Raw genomic sequence first — 25,544 nt, 5'->3', positions numbered from 1 at the left:
CGCCATGGACGATCGCACGCCCACCGAGGGTGACACCCCCGCCGACCTGGCCCGGCGGGTGGCCGAGCTCGAGATCACCGTGGCCCGCCTCACCGCCGCGCTGGAAACTCGATCGGCGCCACACGACTCAGCGCTCGCCGACCTCCTCGCAGGGCTGGGTCAGCGCGAACCCGTAGGAGCCGCCGACCCGGTTGCCAAAGGCGCCACCGCCGCACCGACCCCGCGCTCCGACACCAGGTCACTTGATGACGCCGAGACCGACCCCAACTGCGACGACGCCGAGGCGACCAGAGCCGACGACGCCGACGACGGCCGGGTCGATCGACGCCGGATGCTCACCCGGGCCGGCGCCGTCGCCGCCGGGGCCGTGCTCGGCGGGGCCGCCGCGACAGTGGCCACCGCCTCCCCCGCCGCCGCCGCCACCGGCTCCTTCGACACCTCCAACTCGACCCCCGCTGTGACCGCCACCAGCACCGGCACCGGCGCCGCCGTCCAGGCGACCAACTCCGCCGGAGGGACAGCCGTCGTCGCGGAGAGCACCGGAGCCGACGTGGCGGTGGACATCCTTTCGACCGAGACCCAGGAGAACGGCACGGCCCTTCGGGTGGAAGCACGCGGTGAGACCAGCGGCGGTCTACGGGTGGAGGGCGGGAAGTACGGCGTATGGGCCAGCGCGTTCGAAGCCTCGGACTCCGTGGGCGTCGTCGCCGCCGGAGAGGACGGCCTCGTCTCCTTCGCGAGGGGGTACGGCGCCGTCCTCGTCGCCGACCGGGCCGCGCTGCTGCTCGACAACCAGATCGGAACCAGCGGGGCGATCCCGGCGCCACCCTCGACGACCTTCACGAGATCCGGCGGTGAGGTGGTGTTCGACGGGGACTACACCCTCTGGCTGTGCGTCGCCGACGGGACGCCCGGCACATGGCGACGTCTTGCCGGACCATCAACGGCCGGGGCCCTCACCGTGCTCCCCTCCCCCGTGCGCGTCTACGACTCCCGCCCCGGGCAACCCCCCTTCGTCGCCCCCCAGACCAGACTCGCCGCCGGCACCCCCCGCACCGGCCTCGCCCTCACCACCGCCTCTTCGGGCATCCCCACCGACGCCACCGCCGCCATCGTCACCACCACCGTCGCCAACACCGGCGGCGGCTCCCCCACCATCCCCGGCTTCCTCACCCTCTACGCCAACGGCGTCCCCACCCCCAACGCCTCCACCCTCAACTGGACCACGGCCGGAGCCGTCGTGGCCACCACCACCACCGTCGCCCTCGGTCCAAACGCCACGATCGCCGCCCTTGCCAACTACACCACCGACCTCATCATCGACGCCATCGCCTACTACCGCTGAGCCGAGCGCGTACCGGCGTACCGCCGATGGGCGGTGGTGAGCCGACTACGGGATCCAGCCGACGACGTCGACGATCACGTGGGCCGAGCCGAGCTCGTTGCGCAGCGCCACCTTGCCGTCGACACCGACCCGGGCCACCACAGCGTTGGCGACGGTCTGGCCCGGCGAGTAGTTCAGGTTGGACGCGGTGGGCAGCGGCGTCCCCGTCGGGTACACCCGCAGCCAGCTCGACGCCGTCGGCGACGTGACCGTCACGTTCAGCACGACCGACCGCGCTCCGACCGGGGGCACCCCACCCCGTCCCACCACGGTGAGGGCGAGGGTCCCGCCGGAACCGAGGGCGCCGGTCCCCACGAACTGCCCGTCGATGGTGGTGAAGCCGGGCCGCGTGTCGAGCAGCCGGGCCGGGGACAACGGTGCGTACCCGGTGAGCGGGAACCACCCCACGATGTCGACGATGACGTGGGCGGAGCCGAACTCGTTGCGCAGCGCGATCCGGCCGTCGGGACCGACCCGGGCGATGACCATGTTGGGCACGGTCTGGCCGGGGACGTAGTTGATGCTGGAGGCGTCGGGCAACGGCGAACCCGAGGGGTACACCCGCAGCCAGCTCGACGCCGTCGGCGCCGTGACCGTCACGTTCAACGCCACTGCGCCCACCCCGGAGGCCGGCACTCCGGCGCGGCCGGTGACCAGCAATGACCGGGTGCTCGCCGCCCCGAGGGCACCGGTGCCCTGGGCCTGGCCGTCGACGGTCGGGAACTGCGCTCCGGCGCGGGTGTCCATGAGCCGTGCGGGGGTGACGAGCGACGAGAAGCCGGCGGCATCGGGCAGCCAGCCCATCACGTCCACGATCACGTGCGCCGAGCCGAACTCGTTGCGCAGCACCACCTGCCCATCGGCGCCCACCCCGGCCATCACCATGTTCGGCACGGTCTGGCCGGGTCCGTAGTTGAGGCTCGACGCGCCCGGTATCGGCGCCCCCGACGGGTACACCGTCAGCCAGCTCGACGCCGTCGGAGCGGTGACCGTGACGTTCAACGCCACCGCCCCCACATCCGACGACGGCACACCGCCTCGGCCGAGCACCGGCAACGAGACCTCCCCGGCCGCGCCTGCGCCGAGCGGCCCGCCACCGCGGGCCTGGCCGTCGATGGTGGTGAACTGCGGCCCGGGCCGGGTGTCCATGAGACGGGCGGGGGTGAGCGGCACGAGCGCACCGGGCGCAGCGGTGATCGCCGCGGCCGCACCCGCCGACGGGCCGGGACCGGCCAGGTTCGTGGCCCGCACCGAGATCGTGTAGCCGACGCCGTTGGTCAGCCCGGGCACCACGCACCCGAGCGCGCCGGTCGTCGAGCACGTCGCCCCGCCCGGCGAGGCCGTCGCCGTGTACCCGGTGATCGGGCGCCCCCCGTCGAACGACGGCGGCGACCACGCCACCACGCCCGAGCCGTCACCGCCGAAGGCCGTCACGGCCTGCGGTGCCGTCGGGGAGGTGAAGGGCACCAACGGCAGCGTGCCCGCCGCCGGACCGGGACCCGAGGCGTTCTCCGCCGCCACCGCGAACCGGTAGGCCTGGCCGTTGGTGAGACCGGTGACCGTGCAGCCGAGACCGGCGGTCGTGCACGTCGCCCCCCCGGGGCTTGCGGTCACGCGGTAGGAGGTGACCGGCGTCGTGCCCGGGCTGGCCGGGGGCGACCACGAGACCTGCGCCTGACCGGGGCCCGGCACACCGGACACCCCCAGCGGGACCGTGGGCCGCCCGCTCACCGCCGCGGTCACGGGCGCGTTGAGCTGCAGGTAGGGCCACGAACCCACGCCGGAGAGGCTGATCGTGATCCCGGTCGCCTCGAGCGACGCCTCGAGCTGGCTGACCGTGGCCGTGGGCCGGACCTCCCTCAGCGCCGCGAACGCCCCGGCCACCGCGGGGGTGGCCATCGACGTGCCGGTGAGGTTGCCCATCACGTTCGGGGGGAACGACGACCGCACGGTGCTGCCCGGCCCGAGCAGGTCGACGAGGGCGCTCTGGTTCGAGTAGCCGGCCACGGCCAGCGTGGCGTCGTCGACGGCGCCGACCGCGACGGCGGTGGTGACGCAGGCCGGGCCGCTGACGAACCCGTCCCAGCCGTTGTTCCCCGACGCCACGACCGTGGCGATGCCCGCGTTGCGCAGGTCGTCGATGGCCTGCTTGACGTCGCCGTAGCTGGCGTCGCAGGTCCCCGCGTACTTGCCGCCCCCGAGGCTCAGGTTCACCGCCGCCAGGCCGGGGTAGGCGGCCCGCTGGGCGTACACCCACTCCAGACCGCGGATGACGTCGGAGTCGAAGGCGATGGCGCACGGCGCGCTCGCACCGCACACCGTCGAGTTCAGGCCCTTCGAGAACACCTGCACCCCGAGCAGCTCGGCGTCGGGCGCCACCCCCGAGGCACCGACGGTCGACCCCAACGAGGCCGCTCCCGTCCCGCCGGCGGCGATGCCGGCCACGTGGGTGCCGTGGGCGCAGTCGGTGGCCGGGACCGGACACGGTGCCGCCGCCCCGGTGCCGAACACCCCGGCGGTCCCGCCGCCGGGGCAGTACGACGACCACGCCGCGCCGCCGGACGAGCCGGTGGAGGAGAAGCACGCCTCGGCCAGCACGTCGGACACCCCGTCACGCGTCAGGTACGGGTGGTCGCGGGCCACACCGGTGTCGAGCACCGCGATGACCTGGCCGGTGCCGTCGGCGCCCTGCGTCCAGGCCTGTGGAGCCTGGATCGACGCCGTCGAGTTGGTGGAGCTGATCGTGTTGATCCCGTCCTCGGACACGGCGGTGACCGCATCGGCCACCCGCAGGGCGGCCAGGGCGTCGGCGTCCGCGGTGAGCGCCAGCACGGGGGTGGTGCCGGTGGGCTTGGCCGTGGCCGCCACCTCCGTCGACAACACGGCGAGCACGCCCTCGGCGGCGGCGGCGACGGCGGCCGCGCGCTCCTCGGGGACGAGCCCGTCGGGGACGTCCAGGCGCACCAGCACCGGGGCCGACCCGTCGGTGGCGATGGCCGCCTCCACCCCGGGCTCCACCGGGACCGGGTCGGTCGGCTCCACCGGATCGGCCTGGCCCGACTGCCCCCCGTCGGACGGCACGGTCGGCGGCGGCTCCTGCGGCTCGGACGGATCCGCGGAGGTGGGGGGGGTCGACGCGTCCGGAGCATCTGCGGTCGGGCCCGACGCGTCGGAGGTGGGCGCCGGTCCGCCCGCCAGGGCGGCCACGACGAACGCCACGACCACGACCATGGCCACCACAGCCCAACCGGCGCGCCGTCGAGTGGGTCCTGACCTCATGCCCCGCTCCTGGGGTCGTGTGGGGGGAGGCGACCGGATGGCGTCCCCGGGCCCGCCGTCAACCTATCCCCCCGTGGTGCGCGCACCACGGTCGGCGCCGGTCAGGACGGGTCCGCGTCGGGCTGGTCGGCGTGGAGGGCGTCGAGCACGAACTTGAGGTGCCCCTCGACCCGGGGCGACTCGAACTCCCAGCGCACCCCGGTGTCGAGGTCCTCGACGGAGAAGGTGCGCACCCCGATGCGGGAGTGCACGGTGACGGCGATGCGGTCACGGTCGTAGGCGAAGATCGGGTCGCCCGGCTCGCGGTGCCCGTGGTGGGTGGCCACCTTCCAGCAGTAGATGCGCTTCGGGGACACGGCGACCATGCTGTAGAAGGGCACGGCGCGGGTCTCGCCGTCGGCGGAGGCCAACCGGTCGTCGTGGTGCTTCTCGGCGCCGTAGGCGGCCAGGCCGGCGGCCATGTCGACCGCCGCGCCGGCCCACCCGTGGCCGTCCACGAGCGTGGATCCCCCCACGATCGATCCGGAGGTGCCCCGGGGTTGGAACCAGGCCGCGGCCACGATGGTGTCGGCGTCACCGACGACGGCCTGGGCCCGGTCGACGAGGTCGTGTTCGCTCATGGGGTCTCCGATGCAGAGGTGCGGATCGAGGGACGAGAGGCCGTCGGGACGGCCCTCTCCTCATCGACGGTTGCGACCCGTTCCTGAACCCCTTCCCCGGCTCGGCGGAGCACGACGGCCGAACCCGACGGCGCTCAGTCGTAGACCGCTTCGAGCCACCACCGGCCACCCTCCACGAAGACGAGCACCGCACGGCCGTCGGCCGTACGGAGCTGGAGACGGGCCCGGCGACGGCGGGCGTGGGGATCCCACCAGCGCTCGTCGGCCGGCCACGGGCCCGCCCAGGCTTCGACCCCGACACTCCGTCCGGCCACCACGAGCGTGGCCGGGGCGGCGCCCACCGTCCCACGGCCGTCGACCGCCACCACGGTCCCGTCGGCGGCACGCACCTCCACGGGCACCGGCTCGGCGGGCACGGCGGCCGGCGACGGGGCCGGGACACGTCCGGGCCACGGCGCCTCCCCGCCCCGCGGCTCCGCCGTCGACCGGCGGGGCTCACCCGACTCCTCGGCGACGGCCGGCACCCGCACCACCTGCTCGCCCGGCCCCCGTCCGCCCCGACGCTCGGGCACGGTCACGGCGTCGGGGCCGAGGAGGCCCTGCACCCGGGCGAGGCCCCGGTGGGCCCGTTCGGTGGCGGCGCTCTCGCCGCCCCAGAAGCCGAGCTGGCGGCCGGCGGCCGGCACGACCTCGTCGGGGGCGATGACGAGGCGTACCACCCCACCGGTCGGCCGCCGGGCGGCGGGCCCGTTGAGCCACCCGTCGAGCTGCCAGCGCACCCGGTCGGCCACCGCCCCCGCCCCCAGGGCACCCTCGTGGCGCCACACCCGCTCGTGCACCTCCCCCTGCTCGGTCTCGGCGGTGACCACCACCCGGGTGCACGACAGCCCGTAGGCCCCGAGACGGGCGTGGAGCTCGTCGGCCAGCCCCTTGGCCACGAAGGCCGCGACGTCGACCCGCTCGGCGGGGGGATCGAGGTCGGCGGCGACCTCGAGGTGCCGAGGCGGGGGCGACGTGGCCGGCGGGCGCTCGTCGAGGCCCCTGGCCAGACGGTGGGCGGCCCGCCCCTCGGCGCCGAAGCGGGCCACGACGTCGGCCGCGTCGAGGGCCGCGAACGCCCCCAGGGTCCGCAACCCGAGGCGCACCAACACGTCGACGAGGTCGGGTCGGTCGAGGGCGGCCACCGCCAGGGGCGCGAGGAACGCCGGTGACCCCCCGGGGGCGACGACCTCCCGGCCCGGGGCGGCACCCCGGGCTGCCAACGCGGCGGGGAACGGCCCGTCGGCCACCCCCACCCCGGCGGTGCCCGCCCAGCCCCACTCCCCCATGACCTCGTCGACGGTCGCCACCACCGCCTCGGCCAACGCCGTGTCGCCCCCGAAGTACCGCGACGGGCCTCTGGTGGGGAACGCGGCCGTGCCCGGCACCGAGAGCTCGATGCGGGGGGTGTAGCGCTCGAGGGCGGCGGCCACGCCGGCGAAGGCCCGCCCGTCACGGGCCTCGTCGTGGTCGTGGACCTCCAGCGCGGGACACCGCCCCTGGGCCTCGCGACGGCGCTGACCGGCGCTGACCCCCTCGGCACGAGCGGCGGGGGTGGCGGCCACCACCCGATTGGCCCGCACCACCGCGGCGGGACGGTCCGGTGCCGCCCCGGCGGCCACCACCGACCAGTGGGGGCACACGACCACCAGGGTGCGTACTGCGGTCACGACACCTGCCGCCCGGTCGGCACCGACCGCAGGAACCGTTCGGTGCGCGCCACCCCGGCGGCCACCACCGCCGAGCCCCCGTCGCCAGGAGCCGGGCCGCCTCCGGGGCGCGACGACGCCCCGTCGGACCGGGTCGCGTCGCGGTGCCCGGCCGGGAGCGGGGCGGCGCTCACCGTCCCGTCGGGACCGGGGAGCCACAACGCGGCCCGCCGGACCCGGGCCGCCCGTCCCCGGCCCCCGGCGGCCACCTCCACCCGGCGCCCCGAGAGGTGCCCGTCCCCCGCCCCGGCGCCCTCCCACGGCCCGGCGTCGACCTCGAGCACCACGTCGGTGGCCCAGTCGCCGAGGGCCGTCCCCCGCCGACGGCGTCCGGGGGCCGACGCCTCCTCGGGGGCCCCGGTGCCGGGGACCACGGGCACCACCACGGTGCCCCGCTCACGGGCGCGAGCGGCCAGGCGGCGGGTCTCGGCGGCCCGCAACGTCAGGCGCCCGTCGACCAGCACCACGTCGACCGACCCCACCACGGCGGCCAACGTCGGCGCCCACACCGCCGGGTCGTGCGGGGGCAGGGCCACCAGTGCGAGCCGGTCGAGGCGGACTCCCAGCTCGCCGGCCGCGGCCAGTCCCAGCTCGGGCAGGCCCATCACCACCGTCCACGAGCCGTGCGTCGAGGGGCCTGCGGCCAGGGCCAACGCCAGGGTGAGGGCCCCCGGTCCGCCGGCCACCCCGACCACCGAGCCGCGGGTGAGGCGACCGTCGGGCAGCAGGGGGCGCAGCGGGTCGAGCACGTCGAGGCCCTGGTCGCGGGCCAGCACCACGGGGGCGACGTGCCCGGCGAGGCGGCGGAGCTCGGAGGGGACGGCCACCTCCCCAGTATCGAACATCTGTTCGAGACTGGCAACCGGGACGAGTCCGCTCGTACCCCGGCGGGGGTCCGCTGGGGAACGCGGTCAGCGCAGGGCGAGCAGCCGCTCGAGGTCGTCGAACGCGAAGGGGCCCTCGGTGCCCTTCATGAGGATGAGGTGGGTGGCGCCGGCCTCGAGGAAGGCCTCGGCCTGGTCGATCTCGCTGCCCTGGATGGCGACCGTGCGCTCGATCTCGGACGGGTCACGGCCGACGTCGGCACACCACTGGTCGAGCACGGCGTTCTTGTGGGCGAAGTTCTCGGGCGGGCCGAACGTGTTCCACGCGTCGGCGTGCTGCGCGGTGATCCGCAACGTGACCTTCTCGCCGCCCCCGCCGATCAGGATCGGCAGGTCGCCCACGGGCGGCGGGTTCAGCGCCGCGAGGCGGGCGGTGATGCGCTCGAGCGAGGCCTCGAGGTCACGCAGCCGCGACCCGGGGGTGCCGAAGTCATAGCCGTACTCGTCGTAGTCACGCTCGAACCAACCGGCGCCGAGCCCGAGATAGGCCCGGCCCCCGCTGATGTGGTCGAGGGTGCGGGCCATGTCGGCCAGCAGCTCGGGGTTGCGGTAGGTGTTGCCGGTGACCAACATCCCGACCCGGGCACTGGCGGTGTCGGCGGCCATCGTGGCCAGCGTGGTCCAGCCCTCGAAGTGGGGGCCGTCGGGCTCGCCGTAGAGCGGGTAGAAGTGGTCCCAGGTCCAGATCGAGTCGACGCCCATGGCGTCGGCGGTGCGCCACGCCCGGCGCAGGTCGTCCATCGTGGTGTGCTGGGGCTGGAGCTGCACGCCCACCTTGAAACGGGCCATGGTGGCCTCCTCGGATCGGTCGCGGCGACGGTGCCGGCAACCTACCCCGATGCGCCGACGTCCGACCGCTCGTCGTCGGCCGGGGCGTCGATCGCCGACGCGTCAGTCGCCGAAGCCCTCCGGCTGCACGACCTCGACGCCCTCGCCGTAGTAGATGAACATCTCCTCGACGACCTCCTTGAGGCCCTCGGTGGCGTTCACCCGGTCGAGGTGGACGCTGATGACGTTGGCGTTCACGTGCACGGCGCTCACGCCGCCGTGGGCGAACAACGCCGCCGCCACCCGGGAGGCGGGCGTGTCGCGGGCCGACGCCACCTCGGCCTCCGACCGGAAGATCTCGTGGCCCGTGCCGGTGAGAGGGCGGTTGGTCTCGAAGCGCACCACGCCCGGGTGCGACGACGGCTTCTCGATGACGGTGACTGGCTGACCCATGGCGCTGCGAGGCTAGTTGACCCGCTCGACGCCGACGCCACCCTCGCGGCCCGGCGCGCTCGGGCGCGGCTCGACGCGCGAGGCGGTGCGCCACACACCGACGGCGAGGGCGATGGCCACGATCCCGATCGCGGCGTGCACCACCACGAACCCCACCTCGTGGTCGCCGAGCGCGATCAGGGGGACCCGCACCGCCCACACGACGACGGTCAGCGCCGCGAAGACCTGCAGAACCCGGGCCGCCCCGACCGTGAGGGGCCGCCGCCACGTGCGCACCAGCACCACCGTCGCCGCGGCGGCGAGGCCGAAGAACGCCAGCGCGAGCACCGTCGACACGACCTTGTCCCCGGTCCCCTCGGTGTCGGAGCCCCAGGCGTTCACCAGGCGGTTGCCCCACACGAAGAACGTCCACCCCACGAGCGCGAGGACACCGAACCAGCGACGACGGGCCATGGCCGGAGGGTACCGCCGCGGGTGGCCGCCCCCGAAGCCGGGTCCGCTACCGTGAACGCGCCGCCGCACCGCATGACCGGCGACGGCCCGTCGCCCGACCCCGGAGGCCCCCATGCCCGACGTCACCCTCGAGGACTTCACGTCCGAGGTCACCGCCTTCCTCGACGCGCACGCCGAGAAGAAGCCGCCCGCCCGGCAGCTGGCCTGGGGCGAGGGTGACGACAACACCTCGATGTTCGAAGAGCTCGACCGGGAGCAGGAGCTGCTCGAGGTCAAGGAGAGCCAGGCGTGGCGGGCCCAGCGCTACGACGCCGGCCTCGGGTGGATCACCGGGCCCGCCGAGTACGGAGGCCGCGAGCTGGGGTCGGCCCACGAGCGCATCTACACGTCGTTGGAGGGCCAGTACAAGGTCCCCGGTTCGGCGCCGTTCACCATCGGGCTCGGGATGGTCGCCCCCACCATCCACGCGCACTGCACCCAGGAGGTGAAGGACGCCTACCTGGCCAAGCTGTACCGGGGCGACATGATCGCCTGCCAGCTCTTCAGCGAGCCCGGCGCCGGCTCCGATCTCGCGTCGGTGCAGACCAAGGCGGTCCGCGACGGTGACGAGTGGGTGCTGACCGGACAGAAGGTCTGGACCTCCGGGGCGCACTACAGCGACATCGGCGAGATCATCTGTCGCACCGACCCCGACCTGCCCAAGCACAAGGGGCTCACCGCGTTCGTGATCGACATGAAGGACCCCGCCGTCGAGGTGCGACCACTGCGCCAGATGACGGGCGGGGCGAGCTTCAACGAGGTGTTCCTGAGCGAGCTGCGGGTGCCCGACAGCCACCGCATGGGCGACGTCAACGGCGGCTGGGGGGTGGCGCTCACCACCCTGATGAACGAGCGGGCCAGCCTCGGCGCGGGCGGCGGCACCGGCGGCCAGATGCTCACCCGGGTGCGCCAGCTCGTCGAGCACCTCGGTCTCTCCGACGACCCGTTGGTCCGAGACGAGTTCATGAAGGTCCAGGTGGCCTTCCAGGTGGCGAAGTACACGAACCAGCGGGCGCTCGACAAGATCAAGTCCGGGCAGCTGCCCGGCCCCGAGATGAGCACCGCCAAGCTGGCGCTCACCAACAACATGTGGGCCCTCGCCCAGTTCGTGGCCCGGGTGCTCGGTCCCCGGCTCACCGCCGACAGCGGCGAGTGGGGCACCTACAGCTGGAACGGGATCGTGCTCGGCATCCCCGGCATGCGCGTGGCCGGCGGCACCGACGAGATCATGAAGAACATCGTCGCCGAGCGGGTCCTCGGCCTCCCGAAGGAGCCCGGCGTCGACTCGAAGACCCCGTTCAAGGACCTGCTCGTCAACTGATCGGGCTCAGCGCTCCAACCAGGTCTCGGTCAGGCGGACGTTCCCGTTGCTGATCGTGCGGGCCGGCTCGCCGTCGGGAAGGGTCTGGTTGCCGATGTTGCGCACGTCGTTGGCGCCGCCGACGACCCACTGGATGTGGCTCAGCCAGACATAGGGGACCAGTTCGCTCTGCCGACGTTGGAGGTCGGCGTAGGCCCGGGTGCGGGCCTCGACGTCGTCGGTGGCCCTCCCCCGGTCGAGGGCGTCGTCGACCCGGGCGTCGGCGAGACGGGCGAAGTTCAACGCGAAGGATCCGATCGGGGCGGCGTTGCGGCCGATCCACCACACGTAGTCCCCGTCGGGGTCGGTGGCCCCGAACTGGCGTGAGAGGTTCGCCGAGTAGTTGCCGCTGACCATGTCGGCGATGAAGGCGGACTGCTCGGTGGCCTTCAGGTCGACGTCCACCCCGCACGCCTCCCACTGGGTGGCGATGACCTGGATCTGCGTCTGGGTCTCCGGCGCGGGGACGGAGTTGAGCTCGACCCGGAGGGGGCCCTTCTCCGCCTCGAGCTCGGTGATCGCCGCCGAGCCGGCCGCCTGGTCGAAGGCCGGGAACCCGGCGTCGGGCTCGAACCACGGCGAACTCGGGGCGAACTGGCTGGTGGCCGCCTGCTCGGGCGGGACCTGGCTCACGGCCAGGAACTCGTCGCGGTTCGTGCACTGCGCCAGCGGCCGACGCACCCGCACGTCGTCGAGCGGGGGTCGCGCCGTGTTGAAGATCACGAAGCCCTCCTCACCGGGGCCGACGTCGACGACGAGTTGGACCCGTCCCTCGTCGGCCGCGGCCCGCAGCTCCCGGATGGCCGGCCAGTCGTAGGTGTGGGCGAGCTGCACGTCGCCGTTGAGCAGGGCGGCGGTGCGCGACGCGGCGTCGGTCACCGGCACGAACTCGACGGCGTCGAGGTACGGCAGCTGCGTGCCGTCGGCGTCGCGGCGCCAGTAGTCGGGGTTGCGCGTGCCGGTCCAGCTCTTGTCGGGCGTCCACGACTCGACGACGAAGGGCCCGGTGCCGATCGGGACCCGGGTGTTGTCGGGCGCCGGCGCGTCGAGCTGGGCGGGAGCGGCGATGTAGCCGGGCTGGCCGGTCAGGACCGACGGGAAGACCGCCCATGGCTCACGCATGGTGACGACGAGCTCGAGCGGGCGGGCCGGGTCGACGGTGATGCCGGCGACGTTGGCCAGCGACGCGCCGACGAGCGGGGAGGCGATGGCGGCGTCGAGGCTCTTCTTGACCGCGGCGCCGTCGAGGACCTCGCCGTTGTGGAAGCGCACGTCGGGCCGGACGGCGACGGTCCACGTCAGGAAGTCCGACGACGGGGTGAAGGACTCCGCGAGGTAGGGGCGGGCCACCCCCGACTCGTCGTAGGCCGCCAGCGGGTCGAAGACCGCGCCGGCCACGGTGTACCCCGACACCGCCCACCGGCTCGACGTCGGGTTGAAGCCGTCGCTCTCCGCCTCCAGGGCGTAGGTGATCGAGCCCCCGGGGCGCGGCGGCCCGCTCGGCGCGATCGTCACGTCGACGGCCGTGGAGGCGGCGTCCTCGGTGGGGCTGGTGCTCCCGCCGCACGCCGCGAGGCCCGATGCCACGACCAGCGCTGCTCCGACGGCGACGAGAGCTCGCACGCCTCCTGCCTTCGCGGTGCACCGCGACATCGATGATCCCCCTGACGAACCCCGGACCCCTGGCCTGACGAACGACCCCCCGGGGGACTCAACTGTAGGTGAACCGACTCCGACACCGTGGGCCGGGTCGGATCGACTCAGAACAGCGTGGGCTCGGCGTCGAAGCCGGGACGGCGCGGCACCCCCGACCACGGCAGGGCGTCCATGAACGCCCAGGTGCGCCGATGGATCGCCGTGGGCCCCATCCCGGCCAGGGCGATCTTGTGGCGCGGGCAGGGGTAGCCCTTGTTGGCGTGGAACTCGTAGCCGGGGTGGTGCTCGGCCTCGGCTCGCATGAGCCGATCGCGGCTCACCTTGGCGAGGATCGACGCCGCGGCGATGGACAGGCAGCGGGCGTCGCCCTTGACCACCGTCGTGGTGTTGCCGCGCCCCACGAAGTCCCAGTTCCCGTCGAGCAGCACGCGGTCCGCGGCCACCCCCAACGCGTCGAGCGCTCGACGGGCGGCCAGGCGCTGCGCGGCCGACATGCCCAGCTCGTCGCACTCCTCGTGGCTCACCGAGCCCACCGCCCAGGCGTCGCACCACTGCGCCACCCGTTCGAAGATCGCCTCGCGCTCGGTCTCGGTGAGCATCTTGGAGTCACGGACCTTGTTGATGCGCCGGTCCTTGGGGACCACGGCCGCGCCCACCACGAGCGGGCCCGCCCAGGCACCGCGGCCGACCTCGTCGAGACCGACCACCACGGACTCCCCCATGGCCCACCGCTCGCGTTCGACGAGCAGCGACGGCGCCTTGGCCCGGAGGGCTCTGCGCAGCGGGGGCACGGTGCTGGCCACGACGGATGCGACCGTAGCCCGCCGCTCCGGGGTCCGGACGCGGCGAGGCCCGGGCGGTGCCCGGGCCTCGTCGGGGTGGGCGGTGCGGCGGCACCGCCCACCGTCACTGCTGGAGCCAGGTCTCGGTCAGGCGGTGCACGCCCCGGCCGAAGGGCAGCGACGGCTGGCCGTCGGGCAGGGTCTGGTTGGTGAGGTTGCGGACGTCGTTCGCCGCGCCGATCGCCCACTGGGAGTGGTTGAGCCAGATGTAGGGGATCAGCTCGCTCTGGCGCCGCTGCAGGTCGTCGTAGGCCTGCTCGCGGGTCGCCGGGTCGGACGAGGCCCGACCGGCGTCGAGGGCGGCCTGGACCTGGGGGTCGCTCAGGCGGGCCATGTTCAGCGCCAGCCCGGGGAGCGGCGGCGCGTTCTGCCCGGTCCACCAGACGTAGTCGGCATCCGGATCGGCCTCACCGAACTGCCGCGAGAGGTTGGCCTCGTAGTTGCCGAGGACCATGTCCCCGACGAAGCTCCCCTGCTCGGTGGAGGTGAGCGACACGTCCATGCCACAGGCGTCCCACTGGGTCTTCAGGGTCTGGGTCGACAGCTGGTTGGCCACGTCGGTGGTGGTGCCCAGCGTGAAGGTCAGCGGCCCCCTCTCCGCCTCGACCTCGGCCACCAGCGCGGTGCCCGCCGCGGCGTCGAAGGAGGGGTACCCGTTGTCGGGGTTGTACCACCGAGAGCCCTCACGGAACTGGCTGTCGGCCTGGAACTCGGCCGGGATCTCGTTCACGGCCAGGTAGCTGGCGTGGTCGGTGCACAGCGCGAGGGCCCGCCGCACCCGCACGTCGTCGAAGGGGGGCTTCGCGGTGTTGAGGACCACGAAGCTCTCCTCGTTCTCGCCGACGTCGGCGACGAACTGGACCTTGCCGGCGTCGGCCTCGGCCTTCAGCGTGGCGATGGTCGGCCAGTTGGTGGTGTGGGCCATCTGGACGTCGCCCGTGATGAGAGCGGTGCCGCGGTTCTGGGAGTCGGGCACCGGGATGAACTCGACCTCGTCGAGGTAGGGCAGCTTCGTGCCCTCGCTGTCGGTGCGCCAGTAGTTCGGGTTCTTGGTGCCGATCCAGCCCTTGTCGGGGACCCACTCCTTGAACACGAAGGGCCCGGTGCCGATCGGGACGCGCGTGTTGTCGGGTTCGGGGGCGTCGACCTGGGCGGGGGCCATGACCATGCCGACCTGCTGGGTGAGGCTGGCCGGGAAGTTGGCCCACGGCTCGGCCATGGTGACGACGAGGGCGAGGGGGTTGGAGGGGTCCGGCGCGGTGTCGGCGATGTTGCGCAGCGCCCCGCCGGCGAGGAGCGACTCCCGGGCGGCGTCGAGGGAGGTCTTCACCGCCGCGCCGTCGAGCGGCTCGCCGTTGTGGAAGGTGATGCCGGGGCGCATCGTGACGGTCCAGGTGAGGAAGTCGGCGCTGGGGGTGAACGACTCGGCGAGGTAGGGCTGGGCGTTGCCGTCGGCGTCGAAGGCGGCGAGCGGGTCGAACACCGCGTTGGCGACCATGAGCCCGGAGATGGCCCAGCGGTTGACCGCCGGGTTGAAGCCGTCGCTCTCGCCTTCGAGGGCGTACTTGACCTTGCCCCCGGGGGTGGGCGAGCCGGTGGGCTCGATGGTGACGTCGGCCGACTGGATGTCGACGGCCTCGTCGTCACCCCCGGAACCGCAGGCCGCGAGGACGAGCCCCGCCACTGCGACGGCGCCGACGGCGACCAGTCTCCTCGATGTCGATCGGGTCCTCATCGTGCTCCCCTCGCCCGGCGGCGTTGCCGGATCATGCGGCCGGCCGGCCGCCACGTCACTCGCTCCGAAGGTTCGGCGCCGTGCGGCATCCACTTTAGGAGTGACCGACGACACAGTCGGGGACGGTGGGCTCCCCCGCACGGGCGCGGGCGCCGTCGCGACGGGTGCCGACCGGGAGCTGCCGTACCCTCGGACGCCATGACGAGGACCGTGCACGTCGTCCCCCACACCCACTGGGACCGCGAGTGGTACGCCCCGTTCCAGACCTTCCGGCTCCAGCTCGTCGAGCTGCTCGACGAGCTCCTCCCCCGGTTCGAGCGCGACCCCGGTGCCTCCCACTTCATGCTCGACGGGCAGATGGCGGTGGTCGACGACTACCTCGCCGTCCGCCCGGACGCCGCCCCGGTGCTCCGCCGTCTGGCCGAGGCCGGGCATCTCGGGCTCGGCCCGTGGTACGTCCTGATGGACGAGTTCCTCGTCTCGGGCGAGACGATCGTGAGGGACCTCGAGATGGGCCTCGAGCGGGCCGCCGAGTTCGGCGGGGCCATGGAGGTCGGATACCTGCCCGACATGTTCGGCCACGTCGCCCAGATGCCCCAGATCCTGCGTGGGTTCGGCTTCGAACACGCCGTGGTGTGGCGCGGTGTGCCCTCGTGCATCGACCGGACGGGCTTCTGGTGGGAGGCGCCCGACGGCTCGACGGTACGCGCCGAGTACCTCCCCGAGGGCTACGGCAACGGGGCCACGCTGCCCGACGACGCCGCGGAGCTGGTGGCCATGGTCCACCGCTACGAGGAACGCCACGGCGCGACCCTCGCCGGCGACTTCCTCTGGATGAACGGCACCGACCACCTGATGCCCCAACCCTGGCTGGGGCGGGTGGTCACCGAGGCCAATGCCCTCCAGGACGAGTACCGCTTCGTCGTCACCGGGCTGGCCGCTCACCTCGCGGTCGCTCCCACCACCGGCCTCCCCCGTTGGCGGGGGGAGCTGCGATCGGGGGCCAGGGCCAACCTGTTGATGGGCGTCACCTCGAACCGTGTCGACGTGCGCCGCGCCGCCGCGGCTGCCGAACGGGGCCTCGAGCGACTCGCCGAACCGCTGTCGGCCCTCCTCCTCCCCGCCGAGCGGTGGCCCGCGGCCTTCCTCGCCGAGGCGTGGCGCGCCGTGGTCCTCGACGCCGCCCACGACTCGAGCTGCGCATGCTCGGCCGACGAGGTCGTCGACGCCGTGCTGGTGCGCTACGCCGAGGCCCGCCACCTGGCCGAGGGGCTCGCCGGACGGGCACTCACCGCGCTCGCCGCGGACCTCGACACCGCCGGGCCGCTGATGGTGAACCCCACCCACCGCCCGCGGGCGGGGCTCGTCGAGCTGCGCTTCCCCGGCCACGAGCCCTGCGCCGGCAGCCAGGTCCTGGCCCGCAGCGACGGGACCGCCATCACCGAGGGCATCACACGGGCCGATGCCGTCACCCTGGTGCAGAGCGCCCTCGACAACTTCCCGCACCTCCTCTCGGCGAGTGCCGAGGTGGGCGACGACGGGGTGCTCGAGGTGTGGCTCCGCCACGACCCCGCCGACCGGCGGGTGCGCTACAGCGGCCCGATCCGCACCGACGTCGCGGCGAGGGCGGCCGAGGCGCCCGACGGGCCCGCCCGGGTGACGATCCAGGCGCCGCCGTCACACCGCGCCGTCGTCCACGTGCCGACGCTGCCCGGGTACGGCTGGAGGGTCTGGGAGCCGGCCGACCCCGACCTGGCGCCGGTCACCGTCGGCGGCGACGGTCGCAGCCTCGCCAACGGCGTCGTCGAGGTGTCGGTCGACCCGGTCGACGGCACCCTCGGCCTGCGCGAGGTCGGGGGTGCGGGCCGTGCCGTCGAGGGCGTGGCCCGTCTCGTCGACAGCGGCGACACCGGTGACACCTACAACCACGACGCCCCACCCCACGACACCGTGATCGACCGCCCGGTGGCCGTCGGGATCCGCGTCCTCGAGGAAGGGCCGCTGCGCGGCCGGCTCGAGGTCACGGCCACCTACACCTGGCCGGAACGGGCCGAGGGCGGCCGGCGGGTGGGCGAGCTCACCGATCAGGTGTGCACGGTGGTCGAGCTCCAGATCGGGTCGGGGCTGGTGCGGATCACCACGACGCTCGATCATCGCCAGCGCGACCACCGTCTCCGCACCGTCGTGCCCCTCCCCCGTCGGGCCGCCGCCAGCTTCGCCGAGTGCGCGTTCGCGGTCGTCGAGCGCGGTCTCGTGGCGGAGGGCGGACCGACCGAGAAGCCGTTGGCCACCTACCCTTCGCGGCGCTTCGTCGCCGCCGGCGGCCTCGTCGTCGTCCACGAAGGTCTCCACGAGTACGAGCTCGTCGATCTCGACCGGGAGTCCGACCCGACGAGCGCCGGCGCGCTCGCCGTGACCCTCGTTCGGGCGACGAGCCTGCTCTCCAACGGCCCGATGCCGTCACGTCCCCTCCCGGCCGGTCCGGTGATGGCGACCCCCGCCGCTCAGGTGCCCGGTCGGCACGAGTTCCGCTACGGCGTCGCCTTCGACGACGACGCCCCGCCGGACGCCCCACAGCGCTGGGCACGGGCCCACGTCCTCGCCGACGAGCTGAGCGTGCCGTTGCTGACGATCCGCTCCGAGGGCCACGGCGGGCGCCCTGCGGAAGGCCAGGCCCTCTCGGTGACCGGTGCGGAGGTGTCGTCGATCCGTCGTCGAGGCGACGCGCTCGCGGTCCGGGTGTTCAACCCGTCGTCAGCACCGTCGACGGTCGAGATCGACGGGTGCACCGGACGGGTGCTCGACCTCCGGGGCCGAACGGTCGGACCCTTCGACGGCTCACTGGTCCTCGAGCCGTGGCGGATCGCCACGTTGCTCGTCCGACCGCAGTCGCCGACGGACTAGGAGACCCTGGCCCGCGGTCGGCTCAGGACTTGCGTCGGGCGGCCTCGGCGGCGCGCTGGCGAGCCTCCTTCGTGGCCTTCTCGGCCTTGCGGTGCGCTTCGTCCACCACCTTCTCCATCCGCTTGGCCGCATCGAGATCCACCTTGCGGGAGTCCGCCTCGGCCCTGGCGATCACGTCGGCCACCTTCTGCTGGGCCTCGCGCTCCACCTGGGCGATGCGCCGCGCGGTGGCATCCTCGATGTCCTTCAGCCGTCGCTCGGCGTCGTCCTCGGCCTCGGTGGCCCGACGGTTGGCCTCGAGGTCGAGGAGCCGCAGGTCGGGCGCCGCACCGATGTCGGTGAGCAGCTCGATCTCGAGGTCGGGATCGAGCCCGGCGTCGAGCACCAGATCGGCGAGTGCGGAGAGCTCCTCGGGCGTGGGGTCGTCGACCAGCTCCTGCACCACCTCGGGTGGGGCCGAGCCGCTGAGCACGTGGGCGACGCGGTCGGGGAGGTCCTCGATGCGACCGGCCACGGCGGCGGTGAGCGCTCCGGCTCCTCGCAGCCTCAGCTGGCGGTCACGCTCGCGCCAGCGCTCCTCGAGGATGCGCGAGCGCGACGAGCGCTTCCGACGGGCGGCTCGGTACGGGCCGTCGACCTCCTCCCCGGTGCGGCGGAGCCGCCAGAGCGGCACCCGCCCGATGTCCTTCAGGTAGTGGTTGCGCAGCGAGGTGAACTCGTAGTCGTCGTGCTGCTCCAGGGCGTCGTACAGCTCGCCGCTGACGACCACCGAACCGGGGTAGGCGACGCTCACGATCCGGTTGGCCAGGTTGACGGTGTGGCCGTAGATGTCGCCGTCGCGTTCGAGGACCGGTCCGAGGGCCAGCCCGACCCGGACGTCGGACAGATCGGGGTCGTCCCGGTAGGTGCGGGCGAGGTCGAGGGCGATGCGGGCGGCGACGTCGGCGTCGTCGGTGAGGAACATCACCTCGTCGCCGATGGTCTTGACGACCCGACCGCCGTGACGGGCCACGACGTCGTAGGCGATCGCCTCGAAGCGGCCGACGACGAGGGCCAGCTCGGACTGGTCGAGCTGTTGGGTCTGGGCGGTGAAGCCCACGAGGTCGGCGAAGCCCACGCACGCCGGGGGCGACTCGCCGGGGGCGGCGGCCCGGAGGAGGCGGCGGCGGGCGGCCGCGGCGAGCTGGCGACGCCACACGAACTCGAGGACGGGGGGCATCAGCCCGGCGAGGTCGAGGGTGCGACGCAGCTCCTCACGCTCGGTGCCGACCGCCGGTCTGGTGAGACGGCTCACGAGCGCGTCCACCTGGGCGGCGGCCACCCGGTCGAGCGCCGACCCGATGACCCTGGCCATCTGCAGCGCGGCGTCGGGGTCGAGCGTGCCGTCGGCGATCCTCGACACGACCGTCGACAGCATGTCGACATCGGCGGCGGTGAGCTGCTTCTCCCCGGCCCGGGCCTCGGGGAAGCCGAGGGCCCGCCAGAACGCCTCGAGCGCCCCGATGTCGAGTCCCGAGGTCCGGGCCACGTCGGCGAGGTCGAACTCCGGGGCGCCGAGGTCCGCGTAGTTCTCCAGGGCGTCGAGGCCCAGGGCCTCGAGCGCCGGGGTGTCGGCCTCGGGGTCGGTCGACCCGGTCGACCCGTGCGGATCGGACGCCTCGGTCACGAGAACGACGCCCCTTCGTCGGGTGCCGACGGCGTCGATCCGTCGGCACCGTCGTCGAGCGGCGGACCGTCGCCGCGGGGCGGATCGGCGGGTGACGGGGCCGCCTCGTCGGCCGCGGGGGCCGGCGGTCGGGCGAGGGGCGGCACGGCCAGCAACGCCTCACCCTCGGCCTCGCTGCTGCGCCAGCCCGGGTCGAGGCCCGGGGCCCGCAGCACGGGGACGCGGTCGCCGAGCGCCGCCGCCACGCCCGGCTCGCGATGGGGCACGAGCTCCCAGAGAAGAGCCGGCCGCTCGCCGTGCCAGCGCACCGCGTACGAGAGGGTCCCCCATGCGGTGGGGACGCCGTGCGCCTCGATCGGCTGGCCGTACCACTCGGCCGGCACGGCCGGCAACAGGTCGAGGCCGTCGGCGGTCTCGACCACCACCAGCCCGCGGAGCAGGTCGAGCACCGCCGCGGTGGCGGCGGCGTCGTGGCCCTGGCCACCGGACCCTCCCCCGGTGCGGGGGTGCACGAGCTCCGGCCACGTCCACAGCGGGGCGCCGATGTCGAGCAGCCAACGCAGGCGCGCCAGCGCGTCGGGGAGCCCCGCCATCGCCTCGGCGAGGGCGGCGGCGGCGGTCAGACGGGGGCTGTGCCCGCCGTGCCCCGGCCAGTGCCACACCGCCGGCGTGAGCGACGGATCATCGCCGACCGCCCGGACTGCGTCGGCGAGCGCGTCGGCGGCCCCGGTGGGCCAGGGATCGATCCCCGCGAGGGTCTGGGCGAGGGCCACGGCGGTGGCCAGCGGGCCGAGCGGGCCACCGACGACGTCGGGACCGGCTCCGACGGGCGCCGCCGCACCGGCCAGGTGCGCGGCGATCGCGGCGCCGAGGTCCTCCCCGAAGCGCCGGACCTCGGCGGCCGCGTCGGGCTGCCCCGCGGCGTCGAGCGCGAACGCCGCCCCCACCAGCCCCCGCCAGCTCCACAGCGCATCGTGGTTGGTGACGACGTCGTCGGGCAGCCAGGTCGGGCCCTCCCCGGCAGGGAGCAGCGCGGGCCGGCCGTCGACGCGCCGGGCCCGGCGCGAGGTGTGACGGCGCTGCACGTGGTGGGCAGCCTTGGCGATCGGGCCGACGAGGGCGACGGCCAGGTCCGGGGAGCCGGAGAGGCGGACGTGCTCGCCGACGGCCCACAGCCAGGCGCCGGCGGCATCGGCCCGGTGGGTCTCCCGGGCGAACGACCCGTCGAGGTTCTGACGGTCGGCGAAGCCGACCAGGAGGCGCCCGGCCTCGGTGTGCAGGGCCTGCCGGTCGAGCGCGACGGCCAGGAGCGCGGTGTCGAGCCCGCCGACGAGCACCGCCGGCCAGGCCCCCGCGTCGTCGCCGGCGGCGTGGAGCAGGAGGTGGCGGCGCGAAGCGGCCAGCGCCTCGGTGACCCGCCGCTCGGGCAGTTCGAGGCGCGGCGCCCGCCGCACCTGGGCCTCCCAGCCCGACGCGACCCTTTCGGCCGACGGGAGCGCCCCCACGTCCACCGACGCGGCCTCGTTCGCGGCCCTGCGGCGCGCGGTCGTCGGGACCTCGACGCCCGCCAACGGCACGACGAGGCGGAGCACGGCGGTGTGGGGCAGTGGGAACAGGAACGCGGCGTTGGCGCCACCGCGCCGACAGCGGGCCCCACCGTCGGGCCAGTCGCCGGTGGCCGCCCCGGAGAGCACCACGTGCACGGAGTCGGCCTCGGCATCGCCCACCGCCACCCGGGAGGGGGCCTTGGGGAGGATCGCGGCGACGAGGCCGTCGACGGCGACCGTGGTGCCGTCGAGCTCGATCAGGTCGACCCGAGCCGGACCGAGCGGGTTCCACGGCCGGACGGCCACGGCCACCGCCACCGGCACCGGCGAGGCGTTCTCCAGTTCGACGACGACCGCGCCGCCGGGAGCGACCCCCGAGCCCCCGGCGACCGCCCACGCCCGGTGCAGGAGCTCGCCGCTCGGGATGCGCATCGCCGTCTCGACGACCGGGGCATCGTCGATCAGGCGCTGGCGCACCGTCGCCGACCTCGAAGGGAGGTGCCAGCGGTCGTCGGCCCCCGCCCACCAGTCGAGCGACCAGCCCTGCGGCCAGGGCGTCAGCAGCCCTCGCGGGTCGAGCACGGCCCGCTCCGGCGCGCCGACGGTGCCGAGCCGGACCCAGTTGCGGTGGGTCGAGTTCTCGGTCGCCGCCGGCCCGGGCACGACGTCGGGGCCGGCCGGATCGAGCTGGCGCTCCAGCCACCAGGGCAGCACTCGGTCGTCGGGGGGCGCGGCCATCGGGCCAGACGCTACCGGTCGCCCCGTGCCGGAGGTCGGGGCGGCTCGCCGATGCGCTGCAGCGTTCCGACGGCGGGCGTCAGCGCCGCCGGGCCCGGCGCATCCCGTACATCTCGTCGACGTGGTCGCGACCGAGCAGTCCCCGGTACGCGTCCTGGGCGGTGCTGCCCTCGTAGAGCACCTTGTACACCTGGTTGGCGATGGGCATCTCGACACCGTGCTCCTCGGCGAGGGCCATGACGACGGGTGCCGACTTCACGCCCTCCGCGACCATGTGCATCTCCGCCTGGATCTCCTCGATGGTGCGGCCCCGGCCGAGCTGCTCGCCCACGTGGCGGTTGCGGCTCTGGGGGCTGATGCAGGTGGCCAGCAGGTCGCCGAGGCCGGCCAGGCCCCCGAAGGTCACGACCTGGCCGCCCATGGCCGTGCCCAGGCGGGCCATCTCGTTCAGGCCCCGGGTGATGACGGCGGCACGGGTGTTGTCGCCGGTGCCGAGGCCGTCGGCCATGCCGGAGGCGATGGCGATCACGTTCTTGAGCGCGCCGGCCACCTCGCACCCGACGACGTCGGGGTTCGTGTAGACGCGGAACAGCCGGGTGCAGAAGACCCGCTGGAGCCGTGCGGCGATCGTCTCGTCGCTCATGGCCAGCACCGATGCCGCCGCGTCACCGGCGAGGATCTCCTTCGCGAGGTTCGGGCCGGTGAGCACCCCGTAGGGATGACCGGGCACGACCTCGTTGATCACCTCGGTCATCCGCAGCCGGGTCCCCTGCTCGAGGCCCTTGGCCAGGCTGACGATCGGGACCCACGGGCGGAGATGGGCCGATGCGGCCTCGAGCGAGTCGCGGAAGCCGTGCGACGGCACCCCCATGACGAGCAGGTCGGCGGAGGCGACGGCCTCGGCCATCGAGTCGGTGGCGGCGAGCTCGGGGTGCAGCGATGCACCGGGCAGGTAGCGCTCGTTCGTCGAGCGTTCCCGGACCTCACGGGCGACCGCCGGGTCTCGTGACCACAGGACCGTGGGGGTGTTGTGGGCGAGCAGGTGGGCGACGGTGGTCCCCCAGCTGCCGGCGCCGAGCACTGCGCACCGGATCTCCATGCGCGGCACCCTAGGACCCGGGCCGCGACCGGTGACGGGGATCTGACCGACCGGGGCGACCGGGGGTCGTTCGAACCCCTCCCCCTAGACTCGGCCCGTGCCGAGCCCGCTGCCCGCCGTCGCCGTGCTGGTGCCGGTGAAGGCCTTCCACGAGGCGAAGGTGCGCCTGGCTCCCGCCCTCGACGGACCCGCCCGCGCCGAGCTGGCACGGCAGATGGCGACGGCGGTCGTGGCCGCCGCCCGCCCCTTGCCCGTCCACGTGGTCTGCGACGACGAACGGGTGGCGCAGTGGGCCGTCGACCACGGTGCGACGGTGCTGTGGAAGCCGGGACGGGGGCTCAACGGCGCCGTGAACGAGGGGGTGGCCGACCTCGCCGTCGCCGGGTACGCGAGGGCCATCGTCGCCCACGCCGACCTCCCCCACGCCCTCGAGCTCGCCTGGGTGGCCGACGGGCCGGAGGTCACGCTCGTCCCGGACCGCCACGACGACGGCACGAACGTGGCCGCCGTGCCCACCGCGGCCGGCTTCACCTTCGCCTACGGCCCCGGCTCGTTCGCCCGCCACGCCGCCGAGGCCGAGCGCCTGGGCCTCGGGCTGCGGGTCGTGCGCGAGCCGCGGCTCGGGTGGGACGTGGACGTCCCCGCCGACCTCGTCGCCCCCGACTGGGGCGCCGTCCGTTGACCGACGCCCCCCGACCGTCGCCGCTGCCGGTCGGGGCGGTGCCGGCGAACCCGATCCACTCGGTCGACCTCCCGGTACCGGGGCGGGCCCTCGTCATCGCCGCCCACCCCGACGACGCCGAGTTCCTCTGCGGGGCGACCTTCGCCAAGTGGGCCGCCCGGGGGTGCGTGCTCGACCACCTGGTGCTCACCGACGGCTCGAAGGGGACCTGGGACCCCGAGGCCGACACGGGCGCGCTGATCACCCGCCGCGAGGACGAGCAGCACGAGGCGGCCCGTCGCCTCGGGTCGCGGGGCATGGTGGTCATGTTGGGGCACGTCGACGGGGAGCTCGAGGTCTCGCTCACCGTCCGCGACGAGGTCGCCTACTGGATCCGGCGACTGCGCCCCGACGTCGTGGCGGCCCACGACCCGTGGAAGCGCTACCGGTTGCACCCCGACCACCGCGCCGCGGGCTGGCTGGCCCTCGACGCGGTGGTCGCCGCCCGTGACCCCCACTTCGCCCCGCACCACGACGTGGCGCCGCACCGCCCCTCGACCGTGCTGCTCTTCGAGGCCGACGAGGCCGACCACGTCGAGGACGTGACGGGCTTCGTCGACAGCAAGGTCGACGCCCTCCTGGCCCACGAGTCGCAGTTCGTCACCACCCACGGGATCCCCGCCGACGACGACGGGACCGCCCGCGCCGCCTTCCGACGGCGGGTCGCCGAACGGGCGGCCGCGGTCGGTGCCACCGCCGGGGTCGAGGCCGGCGAGGCGTTCAAGGCGCTGCGCGACCTGTGACGACGCCCCCCGACGCCCGGACCGGGCCGCTCCTGGCGGGGGTCGACGGGGCCCGGGGCGGGTGGGTGGTCGTCACCGTCGGGCCGGCCGGGCCGGTGCTCGACGTGGAGGTGGTCACCCACGTCGCCCCGTTGGTCGACCGGGTGCGACGGGGACGGCTGGCCGTCGTCGCGATCGACATGCCCTTCGGTCTCGCGGCCTCGGGACGCCGGGCCTGCGACGACGAGGCCCGCCGCCGCCTCGGGCCCCGCCGGGCCACCGTGTTCCCCACGCCACCGCGGCCGCTGCTCGGCGCGGCGACCCACGCCGAGGCGGTGCGCCGCGGGCGGGCGCTCGACGGGCGGGGGATCTCGGTCCAGGCCTACAACCTCCTGCCCCGGATCGCGGAGCTCGACGCCGCCCTCGGGCCTGCCGACGCCGCGGCGGTCGTGGAGGCGCACCCCGAGTCGGGGTTCGCGGCGATGGCCGGCGCGCCGCTGACCACGTCCAAGCGATCGCCGGAGGGCCGACGCGAACGTGTCGACCTCCTCGTCGCCCACCTCGCGGACAACGCGGCCGTGCTCACGTCACGCACCCGGGGGGCGGCCGTGGACGACCTCCTCGACGCCGGCGCCAACGCCTGGACGGCCCGACGGTGGTGGGCCGGGACCGCGGAGGTGCTCGGCGACGGGAGCCGCGACGAGCGGGGGCTCCCGATGCGGATCGTGGTCTGAGCGACACCCCCGTGGACGGTTCCGGACCGGCACGTGAACAGGACGTGACATGTCCCGTGGGATCCACCACGTCCTCGCGGTCGGGGTGTCATATGTGCAGTGCATGCTCCGTCCTGCACCCGAGCCCACCTCACGCCCATCGCTGCCGGACCCGACGCCCTCCCGGACGTCGCCTCCCGCCGGTGCGCAACC

Annotated in this window: 19 protein-coding genes; 6 read left to right on the top strand and 13 right to left on the bottom strand. The window is 74.5% G+C overall.

Annotated elements, in window-relative coordinates:
* Positions 1-4 precede the first annotated feature (4 nt).
* Positions 5-1,345 (top strand): hypothetical protein, encoded by a 1,341-nt coding sequence (locus MUE36_14430; protein MCU0312128.1) that lies wholly within the window; start codon positions 5-7, stop codon positions 1,343-1,345.
* Between the two features lie 45 nt (positions 1,346-1,390).
* Here the strand turns inward: MUE36_14430 and MUE36_14425 are convergent, their stop codons facing one another.
* From MUE36_14425 to MUE36_14395, 7 genes are all read right to left on the bottom strand, one after another.
* Entirely contained in the window at positions 1,391-4,663 is a 3,273-nt protein-coding gene (locus MUE36_14425) for a S8 family serine peptidase (GenBank protein ID MCU0312127.1), read from the bottom strand.
* 101 nt (positions 4,664-4,764) lie between these two features.
* Positions 4,765-5,283: a hypothetical protein gene (locus MUE36_14420; GenBank protein MCU0312126.1), complete on the bottom strand. Its 519-nt coding sequence runs from the start codon at positions 5,281-5,283 to the stop codon at positions 4,765-4,767.
* 134 nt (positions 5,284-5,417) lie between these two features.
* Entirely contained in the window at positions 5,418-6,992 is a 1,575-nt protein-coding gene (locus MUE36_14415) for a DNA polymerase Y family protein (GenBank protein MCU0312125.1), read from the bottom strand.
* Positions 6,989-7,858: a hypothetical protein gene (locus MUE36_14410; protein ID MCU0312124.1), complete on the bottom strand. Its 870-nt coding sequence runs from the start codon at positions 7,856-7,858 to the stop codon at positions 6,989-6,991. The genes MUE36_14415 and MUE36_14410 overlap by 4 nt, the downstream gene beginning before the upstream one ends.
* 84 nt (positions 7,859-7,942) lie before the next feature.
* On the bottom strand, positions 7,943-8,704 hold the full coding sequence (locus tag MUE36_14405) for an LLM class F420-dependent oxidoreductase (GenBank protein ID MCU0312123.1): 762 nt from the start codon (positions 8,702-8,704) through the stop codon (positions 7,943-7,945).
* Between the two features lie 102 nt (positions 8,705-8,806).
* Positions 8,807-9,136 carry a NifU N-terminal domain-containing protein gene (locus MUE36_14400; protein ID MCU0312122.1) on the bottom strand — a complete coding sequence of 110 codons (330 nt, stop codon included), beginning with the start codon at positions 9,134-9,136 and terminating at the stop codon, positions 8,807-8,809.
* Positions 9,137-9,148: 12 nt separating this feature from the next.
* Entirely contained in the window at positions 9,149-9,589 is a 441-nt protein-coding gene (locus MUE36_14395) for a hypothetical protein (GenBank protein MCU0312121.1), read from the bottom strand.
* A gap of 112 nt (positions 9,590-9,701) precedes the next feature.
* Here MUE36_14395 and MUE36_14390 point away from each other — a divergent pair, with 112 nt between their 5' ends.
* Positions 9,702-10,949 (top strand): acyl-CoA dehydrogenase family protein, encoded by a 1,248-nt coding sequence (locus MUE36_14390; GenBank protein ID MCU0312120.1) that lies wholly within the window; start codon positions 9,702-9,704, stop codon positions 10,947-10,949.
* Positions 10,950-10,955: 6 nt separating this feature from the next.
* Here the strand turns inward: MUE36_14390 and MUE36_14385 are convergent, their stop codons facing one another.
* The 3 genes from MUE36_14385 to MUE36_14375 form a co-directional block, all read right to left on the bottom strand.
* Complete coding sequence (locus tag MUE36_14385; protein MCU0312119.1) at positions 10,956-12,611, bottom strand: ABC transporter substrate-binding protein; 1,656 nt, start codon at positions 12,609-12,611, stop codon at positions 10,956-10,958.
* 137 nt (positions 12,612-12,748) lie between these two features.
* On the bottom strand, positions 12,749-13,447 hold the full coding sequence (locus MUE36_14380) for a ribonuclease HII (GenBank protein ID MCU0312118.1): 699 nt from the start codon (positions 13,445-13,447) through the stop codon (positions 12,749-12,751).
* 103 nt (positions 13,448-13,550) lie between these two features.
* Positions 13,551-15,221, bottom strand: coding sequence for an ABC transporter substrate-binding protein (locus MUE36_14375; protein MCU0312117.1), 1,671 nt, complete (start codon positions 15,219-15,221; stop codon positions 13,551-13,553).
* 198 nt (positions 15,222-15,419) lie between these two features.
* On the opposite strand from MUE36_14375, the gene MUE36_14370 reads away from it, so the two are divergent.
* Positions 15,420-18,125, top strand: a complete 2,706-nt coding sequence (locus MUE36_14370) for a hypothetical protein (GenBank protein ID MCU0312116.1) — start codon at positions 15,420-15,422, stop codon at positions 18,123-18,125.
* Between the two features lie 22 nt (positions 18,126-18,147).
* Here the strand turns inward: MUE36_14370 and MUE36_14365 are convergent, their stop codons facing one another.
* The 3 genes from MUE36_14365 to MUE36_14355 all read right to left on the bottom strand — a co-directional run bounded on the left by MUE36_14365 (position 18,148) and on the right by MUE36_14355 (position 23,175).
* Positions 18,148-19,791, bottom strand: a complete 1,644-nt coding sequence (locus tag MUE36_14365) for a hypothetical protein (protein ID MCU0312115.1) — start codon at positions 19,789-19,791, stop codon at positions 18,148-18,150.
* Positions 19,788-22,076, bottom strand: coding sequence for a hypothetical protein (locus MUE36_14360; protein MCU0312114.1), 2,289 nt, complete (start codon positions 22,074-22,076; stop codon positions 19,788-19,790). Before MUE36_14360 ends, MUE36_14365 begins: the two co-directional genes overlap by 4 nt.
* A 79-nt stretch (positions 22,077-22,155) precedes the next feature.
* On the bottom strand, positions 22,156-23,175 hold the full coding sequence (locus tag MUE36_14355) for an NAD(P)H-dependent glycerol-3-phosphate dehydrogenase (protein ID MCU0312113.1): 1,020 nt from the start codon (positions 23,173-23,175) through the stop codon (positions 22,156-22,158).
* Positions 23,176-23,272: 97 nt separating this feature from the next.
* On the opposite strand from MUE36_14355, the gene cofC reads away from it, so the two are divergent.
* The 3 genes from cofC to MUE36_14340 are packed head-to-tail and all read left to right on the top strand — an operon-like array spanning position 23,273 to position 25,352.
* Positions 23,273-23,857 (top strand): 2-phospho-L-lactate guanylyltransferase, encoded by a 585-nt coding sequence (cofC, locus tag MUE36_14350; protein ID MCU0312112.1) that lies wholly within the window; start codon positions 23,273-23,275, stop codon positions 23,855-23,857.
* The gene (locus MUE36_14345) at positions 23,854-24,639 is read left to right on the top strand and encodes a PIG-L family deacetylase (GenBank protein MCU0312111.1); all 786 of its coding nucleotides are present in this window, start codon (positions 23,854-23,856) and stop codon (positions 24,637-24,639) included. The genes cofC and MUE36_14345 overlap by 4 nt, the downstream gene beginning before the upstream one ends.
* Entirely contained in the window at positions 24,636-25,352 is a 717-nt protein-coding gene (locus MUE36_14340) for a DUF429 domain-containing protein (protein MCU0312110.1), read from the top strand. Before MUE36_14345 ends, MUE36_14340 begins: the two co-directional genes overlap by 4 nt.
* Positions 25,353-25,544: the final 192 nt, after the last annotated feature.

Source organism: Acidimicrobiales bacterium (genome assembly GCA_025455885.1).
GTDB lineage: Bacteria > Actinomycetota > Acidimicrobiia > Acidimicrobiales > Acidimicrobilacustridaceae > Rhabdothermincola_A.
Note: the sequence above shows the minus strand (reverse complement) of the source record. Positions and strands in the feature narration are given on the sequence as shown.

What these genes read in the sequence shown, in the direction of transcription:
- MUE36_14400 (MCU0312122.1), bottom strand. Translation starts at nt 9,136, where the DNA reads ATGGGTCAGCCAGTCACCGTCATCGAGAAGCCGTCGTCGCACCCGGGC.
- MUE36_14405 (MCU0312123.1), bottom strand. Translation starts at nt 8,704, where the DNA reads ATGGCCCGTTTCAAGGTGGGCGTGCAGCTCCAGCCCCAGCACACCACG.
- MUE36_14430 (MCU0312128.1), top strand. Translation starts at nt 5, where the DNA reads ATGGACGATCGCACGCCCACCGAGGGTGACACCCCCGCCGACCTGGCC.
- MUE36_14390 (MCU0312120.1), top strand. Translation starts at nt 9,702, where the DNA reads ATGCCCGACGTCACCCTCGAGGACTTCACGTCCGAGGTCACCGCCTTC.
- MUE36_14425 (MCU0312127.1), bottom strand. Translation starts at nt 4,663, where the DNA reads ATGAGGTCAGGACCCACTCGACGGCGCGCCGGTTGGGCTGTGGTGGCC.
- MUE36_14420 (MCU0312126.1), bottom strand. Translation starts at nt 5,283, where the DNA reads ATGAGCGAACACGACCTCGTCGACCGGGCCCAGGCCGTCGTCGGTGAC.
- MUE36_14395 (MCU0312121.1), bottom strand. Translation starts at nt 9,589, where the DNA reads ATGGCCCGTCGTCGCTGGTTCGGTGTCCTCGCGCTCGTGGGGTGGACG.
- MUE36_14370 (MCU0312116.1), top strand. Translation starts at nt 15,420, where the DNA reads ATGACGAGGACCGTGCACGTCGTCCCCCACACCCACTGGGACCGCGAG.
- MUE36_14360 (MCU0312114.1), bottom strand. Translation starts at nt 22,076, where the DNA reads ATGGCCGCGCCCCCCGACGACCGAGTGCTGCCCTGGTGGCTGGAGCGC.
- MUE36_14355 (MCU0312113.1), bottom strand. Translation starts at nt 23,175, where the DNA reads ATGGAGATCCGGTGCGCAGTGCTCGGCGCCGGCAGCTGGGGGACCACC.
- MUE36_14375 (MCU0312117.1), bottom strand. Translation starts at nt 15,221, where the DNA reads ATGAGGACCCGATCGACATCGAGGAGACTGGTCGCCGTCGGCGCCGTC.